Annotated in this window: 11 protein-coding genes and 2 pseudogenes; 11 read left to right on the top strand and 2 right to left on the bottom strand. The window is 34.3% G+C overall.

Annotated elements, in window-relative coordinates; genetic code table 11:
* Positions 1–84 precede the first annotated feature (84 nt).
* The 6 genes and pseudogenes from H1220_08790 (at position 85) to H1220_08765 (ending at position 7,272) form a co-directional block, all read left to right on the top strand.
* Positions 85–999: a type I pantothenate kinase gene (locus tag H1220_08790; GenBank protein ID QMI85767.1), complete on the top strand. Its 915-nt coding sequence runs from the start codon at positions 85–87 to the stop codon at positions 997–999.
* Between the two features lie 40 nt (positions 1,000–1,039).
* A complete protein-coding gene (gene guaA / locus H1220_08785; protein ID QMI85766.1) occupies positions 1,040–2,593 on the top strand; it encodes a glutamine-hydrolyzing GMP synthase in 1,554 nt (517 codons plus the stop codon).
* A gap of 315 nt (positions 2,594–2,908) precedes the next feature.
* Entirely contained in the window at positions 2,909–3,070 is a 162-nt protein-coding gene (locus H1220_08780) for a helix-turn-helix transcriptional regulator (GenBank protein ID QMI85765.1), read from the top strand.
* A gap of 67 nt (positions 3,071–3,137) precedes the next feature.
* Positions 3,138–4,028 (top strand): annotated as a pseudogene (locus tag H1220_08775) (ORF6N domain-containing protein).
* A 3-nt stretch (positions 4,029–4,031) separates the two neighbouring features.
* Positions 4,032–4,364: pseudogene (locus H1220_08770) on the top strand (site-specific DNA-methyltransferase).
* Positions 4,365–4,929: 565 nt separating this feature from the next.
* A complete protein-coding gene (locus H1220_08765; protein QMI85764.1) occupies positions 4,930–7,272 on the top strand; it encodes a hypothetical protein in 2,343 nt (780 codons plus the stop codon).
* Here the strand turns inward: H1220_08765 and H1220_08760 are convergent.
* Positions 7,236–8,195, bottom strand: a complete 960-nt coding sequence (locus H1220_08760) for an IS30 family transposase (protein QMI85763.1) — start codon at positions 8,193–8,195, stop codon at positions 7,236–7,238. The genes H1220_08765 and H1220_08760 overlap by 37 nt on opposite strands.
* 93 nt (positions 8,196–8,288) lie before the next feature.
* On the opposite strand from H1220_08760, the gene H1220_08755 reads away from it, so the two are divergent.
* The 3 genes from H1220_08755 (at position 8,289) to H1220_08745 (ending at position 13,047) form a co-directional block, all read left to right on the top strand.
* Complete coding sequence (locus tag H1220_08755; protein ID QMI85762.1) at positions 8,289–11,123, top strand: Cna B-type domain-containing protein; 2,835 nt, start codon at positions 8,289–8,291, stop codon at positions 11,121–11,123.
* A gap of 68 nt (positions 11,124–11,191) precedes the next feature.
* The gene (locus H1220_08750; GenBank protein QMI85761.1) at positions 11,192–11,890 is read left to right on the top strand and encodes an MmcQ/YjbR family DNA-binding protein; all 699 of its coding nucleotides are present in this window, start codon (positions 11,192–11,194) and stop codon (positions 11,888–11,890) included.
* Between the two features lie 122 nt (positions 11,891–12,012).
* Entirely contained in the window at positions 12,013–13,047 is a 1,035-nt protein-coding gene (locus H1220_08745) for a hypothetical protein (protein ID QMI85760.1), read from the top strand.
* Positions 13,048–13,179: 132 nt separating this feature from the next.
* On the opposite strand, the gene H1220_08740 is transcribed toward H1220_08745, so the two are convergent.
* Positions 13,180–14,220, bottom strand: coding sequence for an IS30 family transposase (locus H1220_08740; protein QMI85759.1), 1,041 nt, complete (start codon positions 14,218–14,220; stop codon positions 13,180–13,182).
* Positions 14,221–14,402: 182 nt separating this feature from the next.
* Here H1220_08740 and H1220_08735 point away from each other — a divergent pair, with 182 nt between their 5' ends.
* Positions 14,403–14,810, top strand: a complete 408-nt coding sequence (locus H1220_08735) for an LPXTG cell wall anchor domain-containing protein (GenBank protein QMI85758.1) — start codon at positions 14,403–14,405, stop codon at positions 14,808–14,810.
* 68 nt (positions 14,811–14,878) lie between these two features.
* Positions 14,879–19,564 (top strand): Cna B-type domain-containing protein, encoded by a 4,686-nt coding sequence (locus H1220_08730; GenBank protein ID QMI85757.1) that lies wholly within the window; start codon positions 14,879–14,881, stop codon positions 19,562–19,564.
* The last annotated feature ends 27 nt before the right edge of the window (positions 19,565–19,591 follow it).

Genomic DNA, 19,591 nt, shown 5'->3' with positions numbered 1-19,591 from the left:
CTAAGGTTTTAAAAAAATTTATAAGTTTTCTGAATTGTGGTATAGTAATATAGAACGATTTTGATGAAGAGGTAAAGAGTTGGTATGGAACATTATAGTCAATTTTCACGTGAGGCGTGGAAAACATTTGGAGTGGCGTATGACATTCATTTAACAGAGGATACGTTAAAAAAATTGACGTCGTTAAATGACAGAGTATCTTTAGATGATGTGACGGATATTTATATGCCTATGGTGCGTTTGTTTGATTTGTATTTGAAACATCATATTGAAAAGCAATCGAGTTTACAAGATTTTTTACATCAATCGAAACGGAAAGTACCATTTATTATTGGCATTTCTGGGAGTGTATCGGTAGGAAAGAGTACGACAGCTAGACTACTCCAGACCATGTTACAGCAACTTTATCCGAAGAAACAGATAGAGTTAATGACTACTGACGGCTTTTTATTAACGACAGCTACTTTAAAAGAAAGGGGCATTTTAGACAAAAAGGGGTTCCCAGAAAGTTATGATATGGAGCGTCTTGTATCGTTTTTAATGGCTGTTAAAACGAGTGATGAGCCGGTACTGGCGCCTGTTTATTCGCATGAAATTTATGATATTATTCCCGATACGTATCAAACGGTGCAGCAGCCTGATGTGTTGATTGTTGAGGGAATCAATGTGTTGCAACTGCCTCCTAATCGGGATATTTATGTGAGTGATTTTTTTGATTGGGCGATTTATGTGGATGCTGAGCCTGTGAATATAGAGAAGTGGTACTTGCAGAGATTTGAAATGTTAATGGATTTGGCAAAAAATAATCCGAGTAATTATTATTATAAATATGCCATTGGAAAACGAGAGGACGCGATTGCTATGGCAAAGGAAGTTTGGAAAAATACGAATTTGAAAAATTTAGTAGAGTTTATTTTACCGACGAAAACAAGAGCGGATTTGGTGCTCCATAAAACAGAAAATCATTTAATTGATTATGTGTTGTTGAAGAATTATTAGACCGTGATATAATGAGGCATATAGTGATGAGGAGGGTGTTATGAAGGCGTTAAACGAATTAGAAAAAATTATTGTATTAGATTTTGGTTCACAATATAATCAGTTAATTACACGACGTATCCGTGAGTTTGGTGTATTTTCAGAGTTAGTGTCACATAAACTAACGGCAGAGGAGATTATGTCAAAAGGAAATGTAAAAGGCATTATTTTTTCTGGTGGACCAAATAGTGTGTACGAAAAAGATGCATTTACAGTAGATAAAAAGATTTTTGATTTAGGATTACCTATTTTGGGTGTGTGTTATGGTATGCAACTAACAACACATTTACTAGGTGGTAAAGTAGAGCCTGCAACGACACATCGTGAATATGGGACAGCTCAGATTGATGTATTCCAAACAGAAACAGGACTATTCCAAGGTTTATCTGAAAATGAAGAAGTCTTGATGAGCCATGGCGATCGTATTACAGAAATTCCAGCCGGTTTTACTGTGACGGCAAGTAACCCAAACTGCCCATTTGCAGCGTTTGAAAACAAAGAACGTCGTATTTTTGGGGTGCAATTCCACCCAGAAGTACGCCATAGTGTACACGGCAATGAGATGTTGAAAAACTTTGTGTTCCATGTGTGTGGTGCAACAGGCGACTGGTCAATGGAAAACTTCATTGATTTAGAAATTGCCAAAATTCGTGAACGTGTTGGCGATAAAAAAGTATTGCTTGGATTATCCGGTGGGGTGGATTCAAGTGTCGTGGGTGTGTTATTACAAAAAGCTATTGGAAATCAATTAACATGTATTTTTGTCGATCATGGCTTATTACGTAAAGGCGAGGGTGATCAAGTCATGGAAAGCCTTGGAGGTAAATTTGGCTTAAACATTATTCGTGTAGACGCAAAAGACCGCTTCTTATCAAAATTACAAGGCGTTAGCGACCCTGAACAAAAACGTAAAATTATCGGAAATGAATTTGTATACGTGTTTGATGATGAAGCATCAAAATTACAAGGTGTAGACTTCTTAGCACAAGGAACGCTATACACAGATATTATCGAATCTGGAACAGACACGGCACAAACGATTAAATCACACCACAATGTAGGTGGATTACCAGAAGATATGCAATTTGAATTGATTGAACCATTAAACACATTGTTCAAAGATGAAGTACGTGCCTTAGGAACAGCTCTAGGCATGCCAGATAGTTTAGTGTGGCGTCAACCATTCCCTGGACCAGGTTTAGGTATCCGTGTCCTTGGTGAGATTACAGAAGAAAAACTAGACATTGTGCGTGAAAGTGATGCTATTTTACGTGAAGAAATCGCAAAAGCCGGCTTAGAACGTGACGTATGGCAATATTTCACAGTCTTACCAGGTATTCGTAGTGTCGGTGTTATGGGTGACGGTCGTACTTACGACTACACAATCGGTATCCGTGCTGTCACAAGTATTGACGGCATGACAAGCGACTTCGCTCGCTTGCCATGGGACGTGCTACAAACGATTAGTGCTAGAATTGTCAATGAAGTAGCACACGTCAACCGAGTGGTGTATGATATTACGAGTAAACCGCCTGCAACGATTGAGTGGGAGTGATTAAAAATAGGCTCTAAAGTCTTATGAATAGACGTTTTGTGAGTAGGGGGCTTGCAAATTAAATTATTGAATAACCTAGTGAGTAATCGCTAGGTTATTTTTAGTATATGAAAAGCTATGGTTTTATCTTCATAGCTTAATGTTATAACGTATTATTTTTCTTTAAAAACTCAAATCCTCTCCACTAACACAAAAAATATGGATATAGAGTTATAAGGAATCGAATTCGATATCTTTTATGTTTGAGATGAAAAATGATACAAATATGATAAAATATAACTAAATCAATTCAGATATTTGAATTTTGAGAATAATATGAAGGTAAGCTACAATGGCTTGTGGAAAACATTCATAGATAAAGGAATGAATAAAAAAGAGTTAAAAGAGAAAGTTGGAATTGCACCAGCTACAGCTGGAAAAATGGGGCGAGGAGAACTCGTAGGTATGGAAGTTCTTTATAAAATTGGTAAAGAATGAGATGTAGATTTTGGGGATATGGTTAATATAGTTAAATAGATTTTACTTTGGATAATAGGAGGTTTTTATGGAACATAATTCAAACATAATCGTTTCTGATGTTGATGACATTAGAAATATGATTTATACATTTAGAGGAAAACAAGTGATGGTGGATAGTGATTTAGCTGCTTTATATAATGTTGAAACGAAAGTATTTAATTAAGCAGTGAAAAGAAATTTGAATAGATTTCCTGAATCATTTCGTTTCCAATTAACTGAAGAAGAATTTAAAAACTTGAGGTCACAATTTGCCACCTCAAGTTCTAATAAGCATGGTGGTAGACGATATTTACCATATGTATTCACAGAACAAGGTATTCCCATGCTTTCAACTGTGTTAAAAAGTGATATAGCCGTTGAAGTGAGCATAAAAATTATGAATAGTTTTGTGGAGATGAGAAAATTTTTACTATCCAATCAAGAAATGTTTGCAAGACTAGATCGAGTAGAACTAAAGCAACTGAAAATAGATAAAAAATTAGAAAAAGTATTTAATTATATTGCAACTAACACAGAAGCGAAACAAAAAATATTTTTCAATGGTCAAATATACGATGCATTTCGTTTTTTTGTGAAAATTATACAAAAAGCAAATAAGAAAATTATATTAATTGATAACTATGTAGATATTAATACTTTGAACATTCTATGTAAGAAAAATAACGGAGTAAATATTCAAGTTTATACTTCTGGAAAAGGTGATTTAACAACAAAAGATATTAATAAATTTAACGCACAATATCCAACACTAACTATAAAAATAAATACAGATTTTCACGATAGATTTTTGATATTAGACAATGCTGAAGTTTATCATATAGGAGCTTCGATAAAGGATGCAGGTAAAAAGAGTTTTGGAATGACGAAGATAGAAGATAAGGACTTGATAGAAAGTCTTTTAAGAAGAGTGAGGTAAAATATGGCAAATATATCACAGCAAAAAAGGCAGAAAATGCTAGAGTTTTTAAATAAACTAAAACAAGAACATCAAGATGATGATAGTCTAAGAGCTTTGGGAGAAATTGAAACAGTACTCAACGAGAAAAAATATGGACTAGTATGGGAAAAACATACTGAAAAAGTTGATGAAATGTTAGAACATAATATACCTGTATTTTGTGAAGATGAAGGTAAGAAAATCATAGCTGATGAAAATGACGGATATAATTTTTTATTAGAGGGAGATAATTTACATTCTCTAAAACTTCTTGAAAAAACCCATAAAGGTAAAATTGATGTTATCTATATTGAGAAGAAGATATCGATTTTGATACAAAACTAAATAGAAAATAGCTTGAAATATAGATGTTGTTAGTAGTCCTCAATTTAAAATAGCTGTATAATTTTTAGGGTTGATGGCATAAGACATCAACCCTATTTGACATAGAGCCTTTAAATGAATTGAAGGCTTTTTTATTTTGCTCTTAATTTCTAAGGGTGTCAAAAAATAAAAAGGGGTGTGGAATTTTCTAGAGGTGTAAACAGGATTTTTTTATAAGTAACGGATTTACAAATGCTTTTTATTTTAGAATAATACTCGAAGATTTTTGGAGATGGGATAGAATTTGAAATTATAAAAAACATGAAGTATATATATGAGATGCTTTTTTGTACTATGAGATAACTTAATTATATAATTTATCATTTTATATTTTGTGAAGAGGGGTACATAAATGACAGATAATGTGATAAGATAAAAAGACAACGAATGGGGTAGGTTGAGTACAACACATAATATATAAATTATATATACACAATATTTTGTGCTGTACTCATAGATACCATTTTGACTAAATGGATACGAAGGGAGAAAAGAAATGAAAAAATTACAGCGTTTATTATCGCTTTTAATGGTGGTCGTTCTTGTTATTGGACTTTTGCCCACGCAAGTACTTCGAGCTGCTGATGAGGGGATTACTTTAACTCAAACGCAAGTACCATCTACGAGAACGGATACAAGGGAGTTTTTAACGGGAGAGATTATGCAGTCTGTTTTAACGTTAAAAGCGAATTTGCCTGAATCAGAATATGCAGGAGCTTATATTGAATTAGCCGTCCCGTCTGATGTCGCTTCGTTTGTGGAGAGTTTAGAGCCGAATGTTTCATTGGATTCAGAAGTCTTTGGGCGAGCAACAAAAGTCAATGCAACGACATGGCGTATTCCGTTAAAAGCATCTGATGATGCTAGAGAAGTACAAATTCCGATTTTTACGAAGTTTAAAACGTATGTAACGCCTGACAAAACAATTTTACCAATAACCACAACTTTGAAAAAAGCTGACGGAACAGTTGTAAAAACAGCAGAAACAGTTACGTTTTTAGCGAAGGCGGGAGAAGCAACGTATACGATGACTGTTCGTGGAGGACAAAATCAAATTGGTGGGCTTGTAAAGAACGATACTCAAACATTAGATGAGAAAGGACTTGTTGATGTTGTCTTTGACTATCAGACATTTGCAAAAAGTTCTAAGGATGAATATGCTACTCCGAGTAACTCAGATTATGGACAACGTGTATACAATACAATTACGTTAACACAACCGTTGCCACCATTTGCTAAATTTGATGCATCTAAAAATCCAAACTGGACATATAATGCTGCAACGAATACTGCAACGTATACATTAAACCGAAAAGATTATAATGATGTAAATGGATATAATCCGGTGTCACTTATTTTGACATTCCCAGGAGCAAGTGTGGATACCGCTTATATGGCAAACTCGACAATGGTATTTCACCCACAAAATAAAGGGGTAAATGAAGCGGACGTGACGCAAAGTAACACGGTTTCTTACCGGTTTAGACCGGATAGCACAAATGGGGTACCATTTAGAAAATATTTTGCAAATGAGCCAGAAGATGCTAGAGATAATGGAACGCAGCTTCATACTGTGACAAATGTATCTTCACGTACATCAAAAGGTGTTAATTGGCGTTTAACTGTTGCGAATACAACGTCAGAAACGATCACTTTTACAGAGTTTAAAGACTATGATTTAGATAGTCGTTTGTATTACACGGGCGTAAGTATGCCTAGAACAGACGATATTGTTTTAGATTATTTTAATGGTGTGGAATACGCACGTTTATCCAATGTGACAGTTCGTGGAGTGTTAGCCGATGGTAGTGAACGTGTTTTAGGTACTGTTGCGAGTGGACGTACGTTGAATTTTGACCGTACAATCGCTAGAAATATTAAACAATTATATTTTGATTTCCCGAATGGTTATACATTACCACATCAAAAAGTTGTTAGTTTTACCATTAAGACAGCTTTTAGAGAAGCGCCGGTAGTAAGTGCTGTCGATTTAGAAAATGAGTACGTTAATAGTGGTGGTTATACCGCAACGTATACACGTACGAATGGAAGTTCTTACTCGTTTACTGGAAAAGATACGGCCAAATTTAAATTGGTTGGGCAAAAGGTTGATGTCGGTATTGAAAAAGAACTGTCTGAAAAATTAGGTACAGGCTGGTTTACGCCTAGAAGAGATGAGAAGATTCGTTCAGATAATGAGTTTGCGATTTGGACATTGAAAGGTACTTGGGACGGTACGATTAAAGGTATGGAAGATAGAGCAACCTTAACGAATGTTGAATTTATCGACCTACTACCTGAAGGAGTAACCTATAAATCAACTACTTTAAATGGTGGTTGGGGAGCACCTCGACCAACGGTAACGTACGTGCCGAATTATCGAGAATCCGGTTTGAATGCTGTTATTATTAAATGGGATCGTATTAGTGTGAACCAATTAAATCGCTATATGGATAATTCAGATGCCATTCAAATTGTGACGACTGTCAATGCAAATTCTGTTCCAGGGCATAATACAAACTATGTCTTAGCAAGTATAGATGGTTCTATTGTCACAACTAAAGATAAAAACCACATGAGTGGTTATTTCTCAATGCCTTATAAAGATGAGCGAGATATTGACCAAGACGGCGATGTGAATGAAACATTTGCAGCAGCGTCCGCTTATTATGAATATACGGGTCGATATGAAGTGTTAGCTCGCAAATATATTGCACGTGAAACGGTAAATAACTGGACAAGAGATGGATTGAAAACAGGTGTAGGAGCACCATTCCGCTATAAATTGTGGAATTACACAAATTACAATAGTAAGTTAGCCACCTCAGGCAAATCATAAGGACATACATAGTTAAATAATTTACGTGGATAACGATTCATCCATTGTTCAACAGCCGTTACTTCGTTAGGAGTAACGGTTGTTGTGCCTTTTGGGAACCATCGTCTAATCAATCGATTTGCATTTTCGTTGCTACCTCGTTCATAAGAAGAGAATGGATGTGCATAATAAATAGGACAAGTGATGGCTTCGTCTAATCTTAAAAATTCAGAACCATTATCAGCTGTTAAAGAGCGGATTAAATAGTCTTGTTGAATAGACGTCAAAGCGATATTCACACTTTGAGCCGTTTTATCAGGAATCAGACGAATAATTTCATAGCGTGTTTTTCTGTCTGTTAATGTCAATAATTGTTGTCCACGTTTCTTGTTTAAAATCACTAAATCTATTTCAAAATGCCCAATTTCTTTTCTCTCGTTAATCTCTTGTGGTCGCTGTTCGATAGAGAGTGCATTAGTCTTTCTTGGTGGTCGTTTTTCATTGGATTTTAGCGGTTTATGTTTTCTAGGATAAAGTAAATGTTTACGCGAAATACCTGTAATCCATCCTTTGTATACCCATGTGTAAATCGTTGTACAAGAGGGCATATCAGGTAGTTGACTAATCATTTCAGGGGAATATTTATCCATGATTTTTTCTCTGATGAGGGCTTCTTTTTCTACCGTCCACGTATCTGTTCTACCTACGGCTAAACGTAAACGGCGATAATCGTTTTGTGCCTTTTGAGCAGAGTATTCTTTAGTGCCACCATGAAAAGATAAATCGATAAGTCCACGTTTGATTTCATTATTGATGGTTTGGTGATTTTTTCCCAATAATCGACCGATTTCTCTATTGCTTTTACCTTCTTTTTTCCATTTTTCGATGAAGTAACGTTCTTTTTCTGTTATATGTTTGCCTTTTGTGTTATAGTATTCTTGCATCTCTTGGTATCCTTTTTTTGTAGTTACTAAAAGTATATCCTATGAGATGCTTTTTTTGTACTACTGGCTAACTTAATTATATAATTTACTAAATTGTGGAATTATAATAATTTATTAACAAACGTATCGTCTTATGAAATATTAGATGTTTTACCGCATCTAAATGATTTTTCAACAGCTGCATCTGCGACATCTGGGCAATTAGAGCCACGCCAGTCTAAATTTAGCAATACGTTAACAGGCCCGATACATATTACAACACCGAATGCACATAAGTTTACGGTAGAGTATTCAACGGATGAGATAACTGGTCCTGTTGACCAATCATCTAATACATTATCGTTTAGTGAAACGGTAGCTGATTATGCACAGGTAACAGCAATTAGAGTACGCTTAAAAGACGGTCAAACATTTAATAAAGGAGAGTTGCTTGAGGTCGAAGTACCAATGAAAGCACCTGAAATGGCTAATTTAGGAGATCGTGCATGGAATAACTTCTCTATTGCAACAAATACGAACCAACCTACACCAACAAATTTAGTGTGGAATGAGATGTACATACCATCTTCTCCATTAAAAATTGTGAAAAAATCAGTAGAGGGTACACTTCTTGCAGGTGCAGTATTTACCGTTACACGTATGGATAATCCTGAGGTAACCTATGAATTAACAACGAATAAAAATGGTGTCGTTGAACAAGTTTTACCTTTAGGAACGTATAAAGTTGTAGAAAAAACAGCACCAACAGGGTATCTGTTGGATACAACCGAACATCAAGTGGAGATTGTAGAAGATGAAACAACAACATTAGAGTTAGCCAATGTGCCACTTATTTCCGTGACGGTGAACAAAGTATGGGATGATGACGATAATCGAGATGCTAAACGTCCAAATACAATTCAAGTTCATTTATTAGCGAATGGAGCAGAAAAACAAGCGGTAACGTTGTCTAATGCAGAAAATTGGACACATACATTTATGGATTTACCAGCATATGAAAATGGTCAAAAAATTGCGTACACAGTAACGGAAGATGCTGTTGCGGATTATGAAACAACCATTAATGGTTATACGATTACCAATCGCCACATTCCTGAAGTTAAATCTATTACAATAAATAAAATATGGAACGATAATAATGATCAAGACGGCAAACGTCCAAACACCATTCACGTCCATTTATTTGCAAATGGAGTAGAAAGAGAAACGGCTACTTTAACTAATGAAGATAATTGGACGCATACATTTGAGTATTTACCAGTGTATGAAAACGGACAAGAAATTGCATATACGGTAACGGAAGATGCTGTTGAAGGTTATGAAACGACAATCGACGGATATACTATTACAAATGTTCATACACCAGAAGTGAAATCTATTACCGTAAATAAAGTATGGAATGATCATGATAATCAAGACGGTCAACGTCCAAACACTATTCAAGTTCATTTATTAGCTAACGGAACAGAGAAACAAACGGTGGTGCTATCTAATGAAGAAAATTGGATGTATACATTTACGAATTTACCAGTGTATGAAAACGGACAAGAAATTAACTACACGGTGACGGAAGAGGCTGTTGCAGGGTATGAATCTGTTGTTGATGGGTATACCATTACTAATCGCCATACGCCAAAAATGAAATCAATTACGGTGAATAAAGTATGGGACGATAATAATAATCAAGATGGTAAACGTCCTGAAAGCATTAAGGCACATTTATTGGCGAATGGAGAAGTTATCCGTACACAAAATATCACAAAAGAAATGAATTGGATGTATATATTTGAGAATGTGCCAGAATATGAAAATGGACAAAAAATTGAGTATACCGTCAAAGAAGATGTTGTATCAGAGTATGAATCATCTGTTGATGGCTATACAATTACGAATAAGTACATACCAAAAACGAAGTCTGTAACGGTTAATAAAATATGGAACGATAATAATGATCAAGATGGCAAACGCCCAGATAAAATCACGGTACATTTATTCGCGAATGGAATAGAAAAACAGCAAGTATTTGTAACTGAAGCAAATGCTTGGACATATACATTTGAGAATTTACCAGTATATGAAAACGGACAAGAAATTAACTATACGGTAACGGAAGATGCTGTTGAGGGGTATGAAACAGTTGTCAACGATACAACGATTATGAACATACATAAGCCATCATTCATTGATGTGCCTGTCAATAAAGTGTGGGAAGATGATCATGACCGTGACGGCAAACGTCCGAAATCAGTAACTTTACATTTATTGGCAAATGGTGAACAAGTGGATAGTGTGACCGTTACAAAAGATAGTCAATGGCAGCATGTCTTTAAAGATGTTCCAGAATTTAAAGATGGCAAACGCATTGTGTATACAGTGAGTGAGGATGCTGTTGAGGGCTATACGGCAAATGTATCGGGAACGACTGTTACGAATACACGTTCTGTAAATCGTATCAATATTCCAGTGACAAAACAATGGGTAGATAATGATAACCAAGACGGCAAACGTCCTGAACAAATTACGGTACATTTATTGGCGAATGGAGAGATTGTCCGTACACAAGACATCACAAGAGAAATGAATTGGATGTATGTATTTGCGAATGTGTTGGAATATGAAAACGGACAGAAAATTGAGTACACCATTAAAGAAGATGTAGTACCATTTTATGAAATAACAATAAATGGTTTTGATTTAACGAATACACTTAAAGAAGAACCAAAAAAACCAACGCCGATTCCGAACAAGGAAACGCCTGAAATCACAACAACTTCGACGATATCAAAAGAAACGACAACATCAACCATACCAGATAAACCAACATTACCAAAAACGGGAAGTCGAGAGTATAATATGACAATAATCGGATTAGGCATTTTGATGATCGGATTTGGGGTAGTATGTGATAGAAAAAAACACATAGATTAAACTAGAATGATGCCAGAGAAATACATAAAAGATGTATTTTTCTGGTGTTTTGTTTACATGAGGGAGATATGATGATAGTACTAGATGATTTCTTTAAAGGGAAACGATACAATAAAGGAAAATTGATAGAGTATGGCTTTCTAGACAGGGGAGAATATTACACAAAAGAGTTTTTAATGTTAGAAGATTCATTTTTGTTGCGAGTGGATATTTTGAAAAACGGAAGCAGCCGTATGTTTGTTTATGATAGGGATACGCAGGAGATATTTTTACCTATTTATCAATCTAGAGCGGTAGGAACCTTTGTAACAACTGTTCAAGAAGCTTGCCAGCTTATTTTATCAGAAGTTACCGAATATTGTTTTGATAGAACTGAAACACAAGTACTACGTGTGATGACACTTATTAAAAAGAAGTATAATATAGAACCTACTTTTCCTTTTAAAAAGTATCCATTATATGCAGCATTTAAAACACCCTTTACAAATAAGTGGTTTGCGTTAGTGATGACAATTGATGCTTCTAAATTGGATTTGAATAAAAATGGGACAGTCGATATTGTCAATGTAAAGATAATGCCTGATGCTCTAGCCCAGCGAATTGATAATATTTCCTTTTTTCCTGCCTACCATATGAATAAAACACATTGGTATAGTATTTGTTTGGATGAATGTTTATCTGATGAAACCATCTTATTATTGATTGAACAAAGTTATACTTTAGTGGAGAATCGGTATGACAAATCGTTAAAATGGCTTAAAAAATAGTATTTTCAAAAAAGTGTTGCTTTTTATAGGTCGCACTTGTATACTTAGCCTAAGGATTTACTTATGCATATAGTTATCATAAGAACTTTTCCTTTATATATTTATTAGAGAGTAGCTATATAATGTTTAAGAAAGAAAGTGTAAAATACCTTGTTAGAAAAACAGCTTATGGATTAGGCTCTATAATGGTTGGCTTTGCATTGTTACATGCACCATCTATTGTACAAGGGAATGAAGTATCACCAGTTGCATATGCAGCAGATTTTAAAAGAACTATCAATTCAGAAATGACTCCAACTCAATTAAAAGTAACAGTTATTGGAGAATCTGAAAGTACAGTGGAGGTTGAATATGATCAATCCGATGATTCTGAACCATTGTATCAATTAAAAGAAAAAGCAAATGGAGATGGAACATCAACATATACTTTAGATCAACGTTTTGGTAAAGATGTAAGCTACAATCCATTGAAAGTTGTATTTACAAAAGATGGTGTTAAGAAAACATATAATTTACCTCAACCAGCAACAGTGTTAATGAGAGTGACTAAATACCCGATTGATAAAACGAGAGTAGCAGATCCAGATGCATTAACAACCGACGAACAAAATGCTGTTATTGAGAAAATTGTAAAACGATTTAACGAACATGGTCTTGAAATTACAGCTGATAATGTTAAATATTTACCTAATTTGAAACAATTTATTGTAACGAAAGATATTGATCTTACAGGAAAATATCCAGAATTAGATCATTACCGAGTGAATGTAGTACTAAGTGTTCAATCAGTCATTGATATTAATGCTATTCAACGTACAAATATTCAAATAACAAATGAATTTTTATCAACAGCAAGTTTTGCAGGACCTGCTGACGGTACAGCCACAGCGACTTATGATGGTAAAGAATATAATTTACAGGCAGCTAGAGCTAACAAGTATGCCTATGGATTAAACATTCAAGATCCAAATTATAGAAAAAATAAATTTGATGTGGTAAATGAAAATCAAACATTAGAATTTAAATTAGTCAATGCTGAGGGTGAAGTATTAACAAGAACTGTTGATGTTTCTGAACAATTGCAATATAAAGTCGATCAAGCATTAAAAGCAAAACCTTTAGAGAAATTAGCAAGAGAAAATAATCTCCAATTGTAAAGTAAAGTGCAAAAAAACAGATAATTACTTTCTCTTTTGCGGGGTTAATAACCAAACAATAAAAACAAAGGTTTTCTAGTCAAGGCGAAAAACAAAGTGTGCCTTGACGGGAAACCTGTTTTTATTAAACTATTAATCTACCCGCAATAAAAATAACTCTGCAGGTGTACGATAACCTAATTTACGCCGTATTTTCTGATTTAAGCAGGATTCTATTTTACGAATAGTTGACTTTTTAACGGTATTGATAGATTTACCCTTAGGTAAAAACTCCCGTATCTGTCCGTTATGATTTTCGTTAGTACCACGCTCATAAGATGAATAAGGGTGTGCATAGTAAATGCTTAAATATGTCGATTCTAATTCAGATAACGAGGCGAATTCTGACCCATTATCAGATGTAATACTCTTGAAGGTTGATTTCCTATATTGTTTAAAAATATTCTTTAATGTCCGTAAGACACATTGTGCTGTTTTATCATTCATTTTACGTATAATTGTATAACGTGTTTGTCGTTCTACTAACGTTAATAATAGTGCTTCATTTTTTGTCTTCTTAAATAAGACTAAATCAATTTCCCAATGTCCAAATTCTGTACGATTATTCGCTACGTCTGGTCGATTTTCGATAGATGTACCCATATTTTTCTTGTATGTTTTGGTGTTCTCTTTTTTCGGTCGTTTTCTAATGCTTACCATTTTGGGTAAATCAATTGGTTTGATAGGGATAATACCTTGATGAACAAACGTATAAACCGTTTTCGTACAAGGGACTTTTTCATTAGGATGATTTTGCCGATACCAATGTACAAAGGTATCAATACTATGGGTTCTATATTTTTCAGTAACTACCTGTTGTAAGTCTTTGAAAAATTGTTGACTAAATTTTTCAGTTAAATCATGATGATATTTATTTTGTTGCTTAGCTTTATAGATGTAATGGCTTGTTTCAGCGTAATATTTTAATTCGTCACGTTGGATACCATTTCGATTAACAATTTGATTAACGCTTCCTCGTTTAATTTCTCTATAAATTGTGGATACATTTCTTCCGAGTCGTTCAGCGATATATCGTATTGGCTTTTTTTCGTTTAATAACGTTTCAATTTTTGTACGTTCAACCAATGATAGCTGTTTATATTGTTTTTTTGTGTTATAATTTGTTTTAGACATGATAATGACCTTTCTAATTTTGTGGTGAATCTTAGTAAGTTAATTATCTGTCTTTTTTTGTTTTTATAACACTATTTTGCTTTTGCACTTTATTTTACAACTCGGCAAGAGAAAATAATGATAGATTTACAGAAGAAGAAGTTGCTTTATTCTCAAAACGTATTACAGCATATTTAACAGAAATGGGCTTAGGAGATCGTATTGAGTCTATTAACCAGCATGGTAATACAGGAATTAGAGTTTTATTTACAAAAACAACTAAAACAGATGAAACAGGTACAGATGAAGTACAATTCGGATATATTTTCAATGCTGAAAAATTATATACAGTTGGAGAACCAGAACCAGTTTCCCCATCACTTCCAAAACCAGTGTTTCCACCAAGTCCAGCACCTGTTTTCCCACCAAGCACAAAACCATTAGAAGTAGCTAAAGGTGAAGAAACAAGTGATCAAGTTACACCAGTAGCAAAATCACCAGAAAAAACATTGCCACGCACAGGGGAAACAATGTCAGTATTTGCAACTCTTGCAGGAGCATTATCTATTTTAGGTTCTAGTGTTATGATTAGAAAATCTAAAAAAAATTAAGCTAGTCACAAACAAAGAAGATACTTGTTGATAAAGTATCTTTCTTTGTTTGGACTAAAGGAGTCATTATGAAAAAAATAATAAACGTCTTGTTGTGTATAACATTATTGTTTGCTACAGTGATGCAAACAGTGCGTGTTTTTGCAGAAGAGGTGCCTAATATTGCATCTGTTTCAACAAGATTATATACATTAGATGATCAAACTAAGTTTGATACAGGTTCTACAGCAACAGTATATGTGTCTGCAACGGGATCCAGTGAAACAACGGATAGTCCATATTCACTTGTCTATTTAGATAAGACAAAATTTAATCAACCTAATTCTGAAAATGTTTCAACAGCAGAAGGATTATCTAGTGTAGAGATTACTGAAAATGAAACACACTATATTATTCGTTTGAATTATACGTTACTTGCTGCAGGGGCATCAATTTCGGTACCATTTAATGCAATCTTAACAAATCGTGCTTGGTACAAAGGTGAAAAGTCTACAATAAAAACGGAATTGTATAGTAAAAATAATGTATTACTATCTGAGGATAGTTCTGTAACACTAGAAGCAAATACTCGGGTATATTATGTATTTATTGCAGGGGAAAAGTACCCTTCTTCTGGCTTGTTTGATGTATTTGATAAAGATACCGATGAGACTCATACAAAATTAAGTTCTGATTATATTGATACAATGAGGGTTAGTGTGTCGGGTGATTTCTACAGTAAAACTTTAGGTGATAGTCGATCCACAAAAATAGAGATATCTGTACCAGAACATGTCATTTTCGATCCAACCTTACCAAATAATAGGGAGTGGACCTATAATAGTGAAACAAAAACCGTTTCAATGATTGTACCTACAATAAGCAAAGATGAATATAAACATGTTGATTTTAAATATTCTAATGATTTTACAATCGGAGACAAGGTTGTCTACAATGTTACGCGGCAATTTGTCAATGAAAAGGGTGTGGTTGTAGATGATGGAAGACAAGTCAATTCAACTGATCGTACCCATCAATATATTGCAACAAATTCTGCAGGTATTATTCAAAAGCAGGCACTTGATAGAAAAATTGCTACTGGTGATAAAGATGTTCGAGTTTTTGATGAAGATAATTTCCAAACATTCGAATGGGATATTGCATGGGGATTTAAAGATCAACTTGACGGCCAAGATAGTTCTAATTTGAGAGTAGTCTTTAAATCTATTGAAGATTCGCCACATGAAAATATACTAGCATTTAAAGGTTATAAATATGTTCTGCATTATAAAGACCACTACGACGAGAGTACGATTGCAGCTTTATCTGCAAATAAATTGATTGGTATTTTACCAGATGGGACAGAAGAAGTTATCGCAACAAATATTAAACCCACAGAAGCAACTGGAAATGATGCGTTTAGGAATTATGTCGGGGCAAAATATTCAACAATACCGTTTCAAGAAATACCTGTTAAAGAATATAAAACAGTTAAATTAGTCTTTGATAAAGAAGTGAGTATCCCTTATTATAGACAGACACAAATTCACTTGCAGTATCAGACACAGCTAACAAAAGCAGGACATGAATTAGTTAAAACAACCTTGAGAGAACGTTTAGAAAAAGGAAGTACAGATCCTTATCCGGTTATAAATAAATTCAGTTCAACCTCTTCAGTTGGAAATGGAAATTCACCTATAACAGATGAAAAAAATAAAATTTATTTAGTTGGGAATAGTGCTAATATATCTGTGTTTGAAAATATTTTATTAATAAATGGTACCTCACGTTCTACAGCTGCTCTTGTAGGAGATACGGTCCGTCCGCTAACACGATTTAAAATTGCGCAAAATCGTACGATTCAATCTAATATGATGGAACAAGGGAAAGTTATTTTTTTAGTACCAGAAGGTTTAGAATTTCAAGAATTTTCAGTGTTTGATGATGAGCGATTAAAAGTTGATACAGAAAATTATGATATCATTTACAATTATAAAAACACGGGGAAAACAGCTTATATTTTTCCGGTGACATTGACTCAAACTGAAAAAGATGAAACGTTATATATGTATATGGGGCCAATCTTCAAGGCTACGCGTGAGTTAGCTGAAGGATCAAACTCGATTGAAACTTATCTGTCGTGGACGAATAATGAAAGAAATGGTGAAGAAGCTTGGTATTTAGGATCAAATCCTGATGAATTAGACACAAATGACAATGGTAAGACAGACGATAAAATCGTTAAGGCGACAAATAAGTTTTCATTTGCACCACCTAAAGAATTGATTATTACAAAAACAGTAAAATTACCAGAAGAAACGCAGTATACAAGTGGTGCGAATGTTGATGGAACGGGTACAGCCAATTATAAAGTGTCGTTAATCAATGTGCTCGATAATCCGGTGTCTAACATCTCGATTATTGATGTTTTACCAAAGCTAGATGATTTACAAACGGTTGCCAATCAAGATGGTGACTACCTCCCCCGTGAAACTGAATTTCCAGTGACATTGAATGGGCCGATTGTCGCAACTGAAAATTATGATGTGTATTATTCAACAGATACACCAAAACAGACACTATCAGAAAATGCAAGAAGTACTTGGCTTAGTGCTGATCAAGTGAGCGATTTTTCAAAAGTAACGATGTTTAAAGCTGTGATGAAGCAAGGCTACATGTTAAATAGTGGCAACACTGATTCGCTAACATTTGATGTGGCAGTACCAAGCACAGTATCAGTGACCGACAAACAAAAAGCGGTAAATACAGCAGCATATTATTATGGTAACGATATAACATCAGCTGTTGAGTCTAAAAGAGCTATTCTATTATTTAATGAATACACTGTCAGAGGAACGATTTTTGATGATGTCAATAAAGATGGTATTTACAATGGCGGTGATACTCTTGTGCCTGAACGTAAAGTAACATTATATAGTGTTTCTCAAGATGGTACAGAAAAAGAAATTGCTGCAACAAAAACAAATTCCAATGGACAGTATACATTTGAGGATGTTGTTGAGTTAAGAGGTAATTATAAAGTGAAGGTTACTTTAGAAGATGAAGAAACCGTTGCTACTCTGGTTCCAAGTACAGATAATATTATTGGTACGGATATTAATGATAGAGCCGAAAATAGTTTTACTCTCTCTCCAACACAAAAAGTCAAAGTAGTAAATGCAGGATTAGTCATTCCTAAGAGATCAACAGTAACAGTAAATCATGTATTTATTGGCAATGAAGAGAAAAATTCTACGGAAACAAAAACAGATATTATTGGTAAGACGTATGAGTTTTCTCCAAGAACAGATGTTGAAGGTTATGAGTTAATTAAGACAGAAGGTCAACCGAAAGGTGAGTACGTAGAAACAGCTAGTGTTGTAACATTTACATATGCATCTAAGAAAACATCAGTGACTGTAACGAAAACATGGGAAGATTCAAATAATCAAGACGGAAAACGTCCAGAAACTGTGACAGTTGTTCTATCTAAAAAAATAGATGGTAAGTCTACTGAAGTTATAAGAAAAGAATTAACTATTGCAAATCAAACAGACGATAATACATGGCAGTACACGTTTGAAGAATTACCTCTTTACGAAAAAAGCACAAAAGTTGAGTATACGGTTGATGAAGAATTGTCAGGAGATATTTATACAAAATTCGTCAATGGATATACGATTACGAATACACACAAGCCAGAAATGATTGATATTGTAGGTAAAAAAGTATGGAATGATGCAAACAACCAAGACGGAAAACGTCCAGAAACAATCACGGTACGCTTGTTAGCAGATGGAACACTTGTATCAGAACAAGTCATAAGACAGTCTGACACACCAAATGAATGGTCATTCACATTCCAAAATCAACCAAAATATAAAGCAGGACAAGAAATTGTCTATACAGTCGAGGAAGTAAGTGTTGATGGATATGCAACGGATATCACTAAGTATGTCATTACGAATACCCATACTCCTGAAGTGAAAGATATTCAAGGTAAAAAAGTATGGGACGATGCAAACAACCAAGATGGTAAACGTCCAGAATCTATTACGCTTGAGTTGATGAATGGCGACAAAGTTGTTCAAAAACAAATTGTTAAAGCTCCTGAAGATAATACAACTGCTTCAGAATGGGGATATCAATTTAAAGAACTACCAGTATATGAAAACGGACAAGAAATTGCCTATTCTGTCCGAGAAGTACCGGTTAAAGATTATGAAGCAACATATGAAACAAGCGTAGATGGTGAAATCACTATTACAAATACTCATATACCAGAAACAATTGATGTTATTGGTAAAAAAGTGTGGAAAGACTACGATAATGTGTTTAATAAACGTCCAGAATCTATTACGATAAATTTGAAACGTGGAGATAAAGTCATTGATACTCAAGTGGTAAAAGCACCAGAAACTGAAGAAAAAGTTAATGAATGGTCATATACGTTTAAAGATTTACCGAAATATGAAAACGGACAAGAAATTGTTTATTCTGTTTCAGAAGAAGAGGTTAAAGGTTATAAAACTGAAATTGAAGACTATGTGATTACGAACACTTATGTTTATGTGAGAATACCAGATAAATCAGATGAACCTTCGACACCAGAATCTGATAAAGAAACAACATCTTCAAATAACCATGAAATGAATGCAACAAATCAATCATTGCCTAAAACAGGTACAGATACATCAGTATCAATGTTTGTTGCAGGCATAGGTATATTGTCTATGCTTATGGGGTATGTTCTTTATAGGAAAAATGAACAATAAAAAAACTCTCGTATTCAGCTTTTACTG

Source organism: Carnobacteriaceae bacterium zg-84 (assembly GCA_013874835.1).
GTDB lineage: Bacteria > Bacillota > Bacilli > Lactobacillales > Aerococcaceae > WM01.
The sequence above is the reverse complement of the archived record's forward strand: the minus strand, read 5'-3'. Positions and strand labels throughout refer to the sequence as shown.

Excerpts from the sequence above, each read along its gene's own strand:
- H1220_08790 (QMI85767.1), top strand. The coding sequence starts at position 85 with ATGGAACATTATAGTCAATTTTCACGTGAGGCGTGGAAAACATTTGGA.
- H1220_08730 (QMI85757.1), top strand. The coding sequence starts at position 14,879 with ATGAAAAAAATAATAAACGTCTTGTTGTGTATAACATTATTGTTTGCT.
- H1220_08740 (QMI85759.1), bottom strand. The coding sequence starts at position 14,220 with ATGTCTAAAACAAATTATAACACAAAAAAACAATATAAACAGCTATCA.
- H1220_08760 (QMI85763.1), bottom strand. The coding sequence starts at position 8,195 with ATGCAAGAATACTATAACACAAAAGGCAAACATATAACAGAAAAAGAA.
- H1220_08780 (QMI85765.1), top strand. The coding sequence starts at position 2,909 with ATGAAGGTAAGCTACAATGGCTTGTGGAAAACATTCATAGATAAAGGA.
- H1220_08735 (QMI85758.1), top strand. The coding sequence starts at position 14,403 with ATGGGCTTAGGAGATCGTATTGAGTCTATTAACCAGCATGGTAATACA.
- guaA (QMI85766.1), top strand. The coding sequence starts at position 1,040 with ATGAAGGCGTTAAACGAATTAGAAAAAATTATTGTATTAGATTTTGGT.
- H1220_08765 (QMI85764.1), top strand. The coding sequence starts at position 4,930 with ATGAAAAAATTACAGCGTTTATTATCGCTTTTAATGGTGGTCGTTCTT.
- H1220_08750 (QMI85761.1), top strand. The coding sequence starts at position 11,192 with ATGATGATAGTACTAGATGATTTCTTTAAAGGGAAACGATACAATAAA.
- H1220_08745 (QMI85760.1), top strand. The coding sequence starts at position 12,013 with ATGTTTAAGAAAGAAAGTGTAAAATACCTTGTTAGAAAAACAGCTTAT.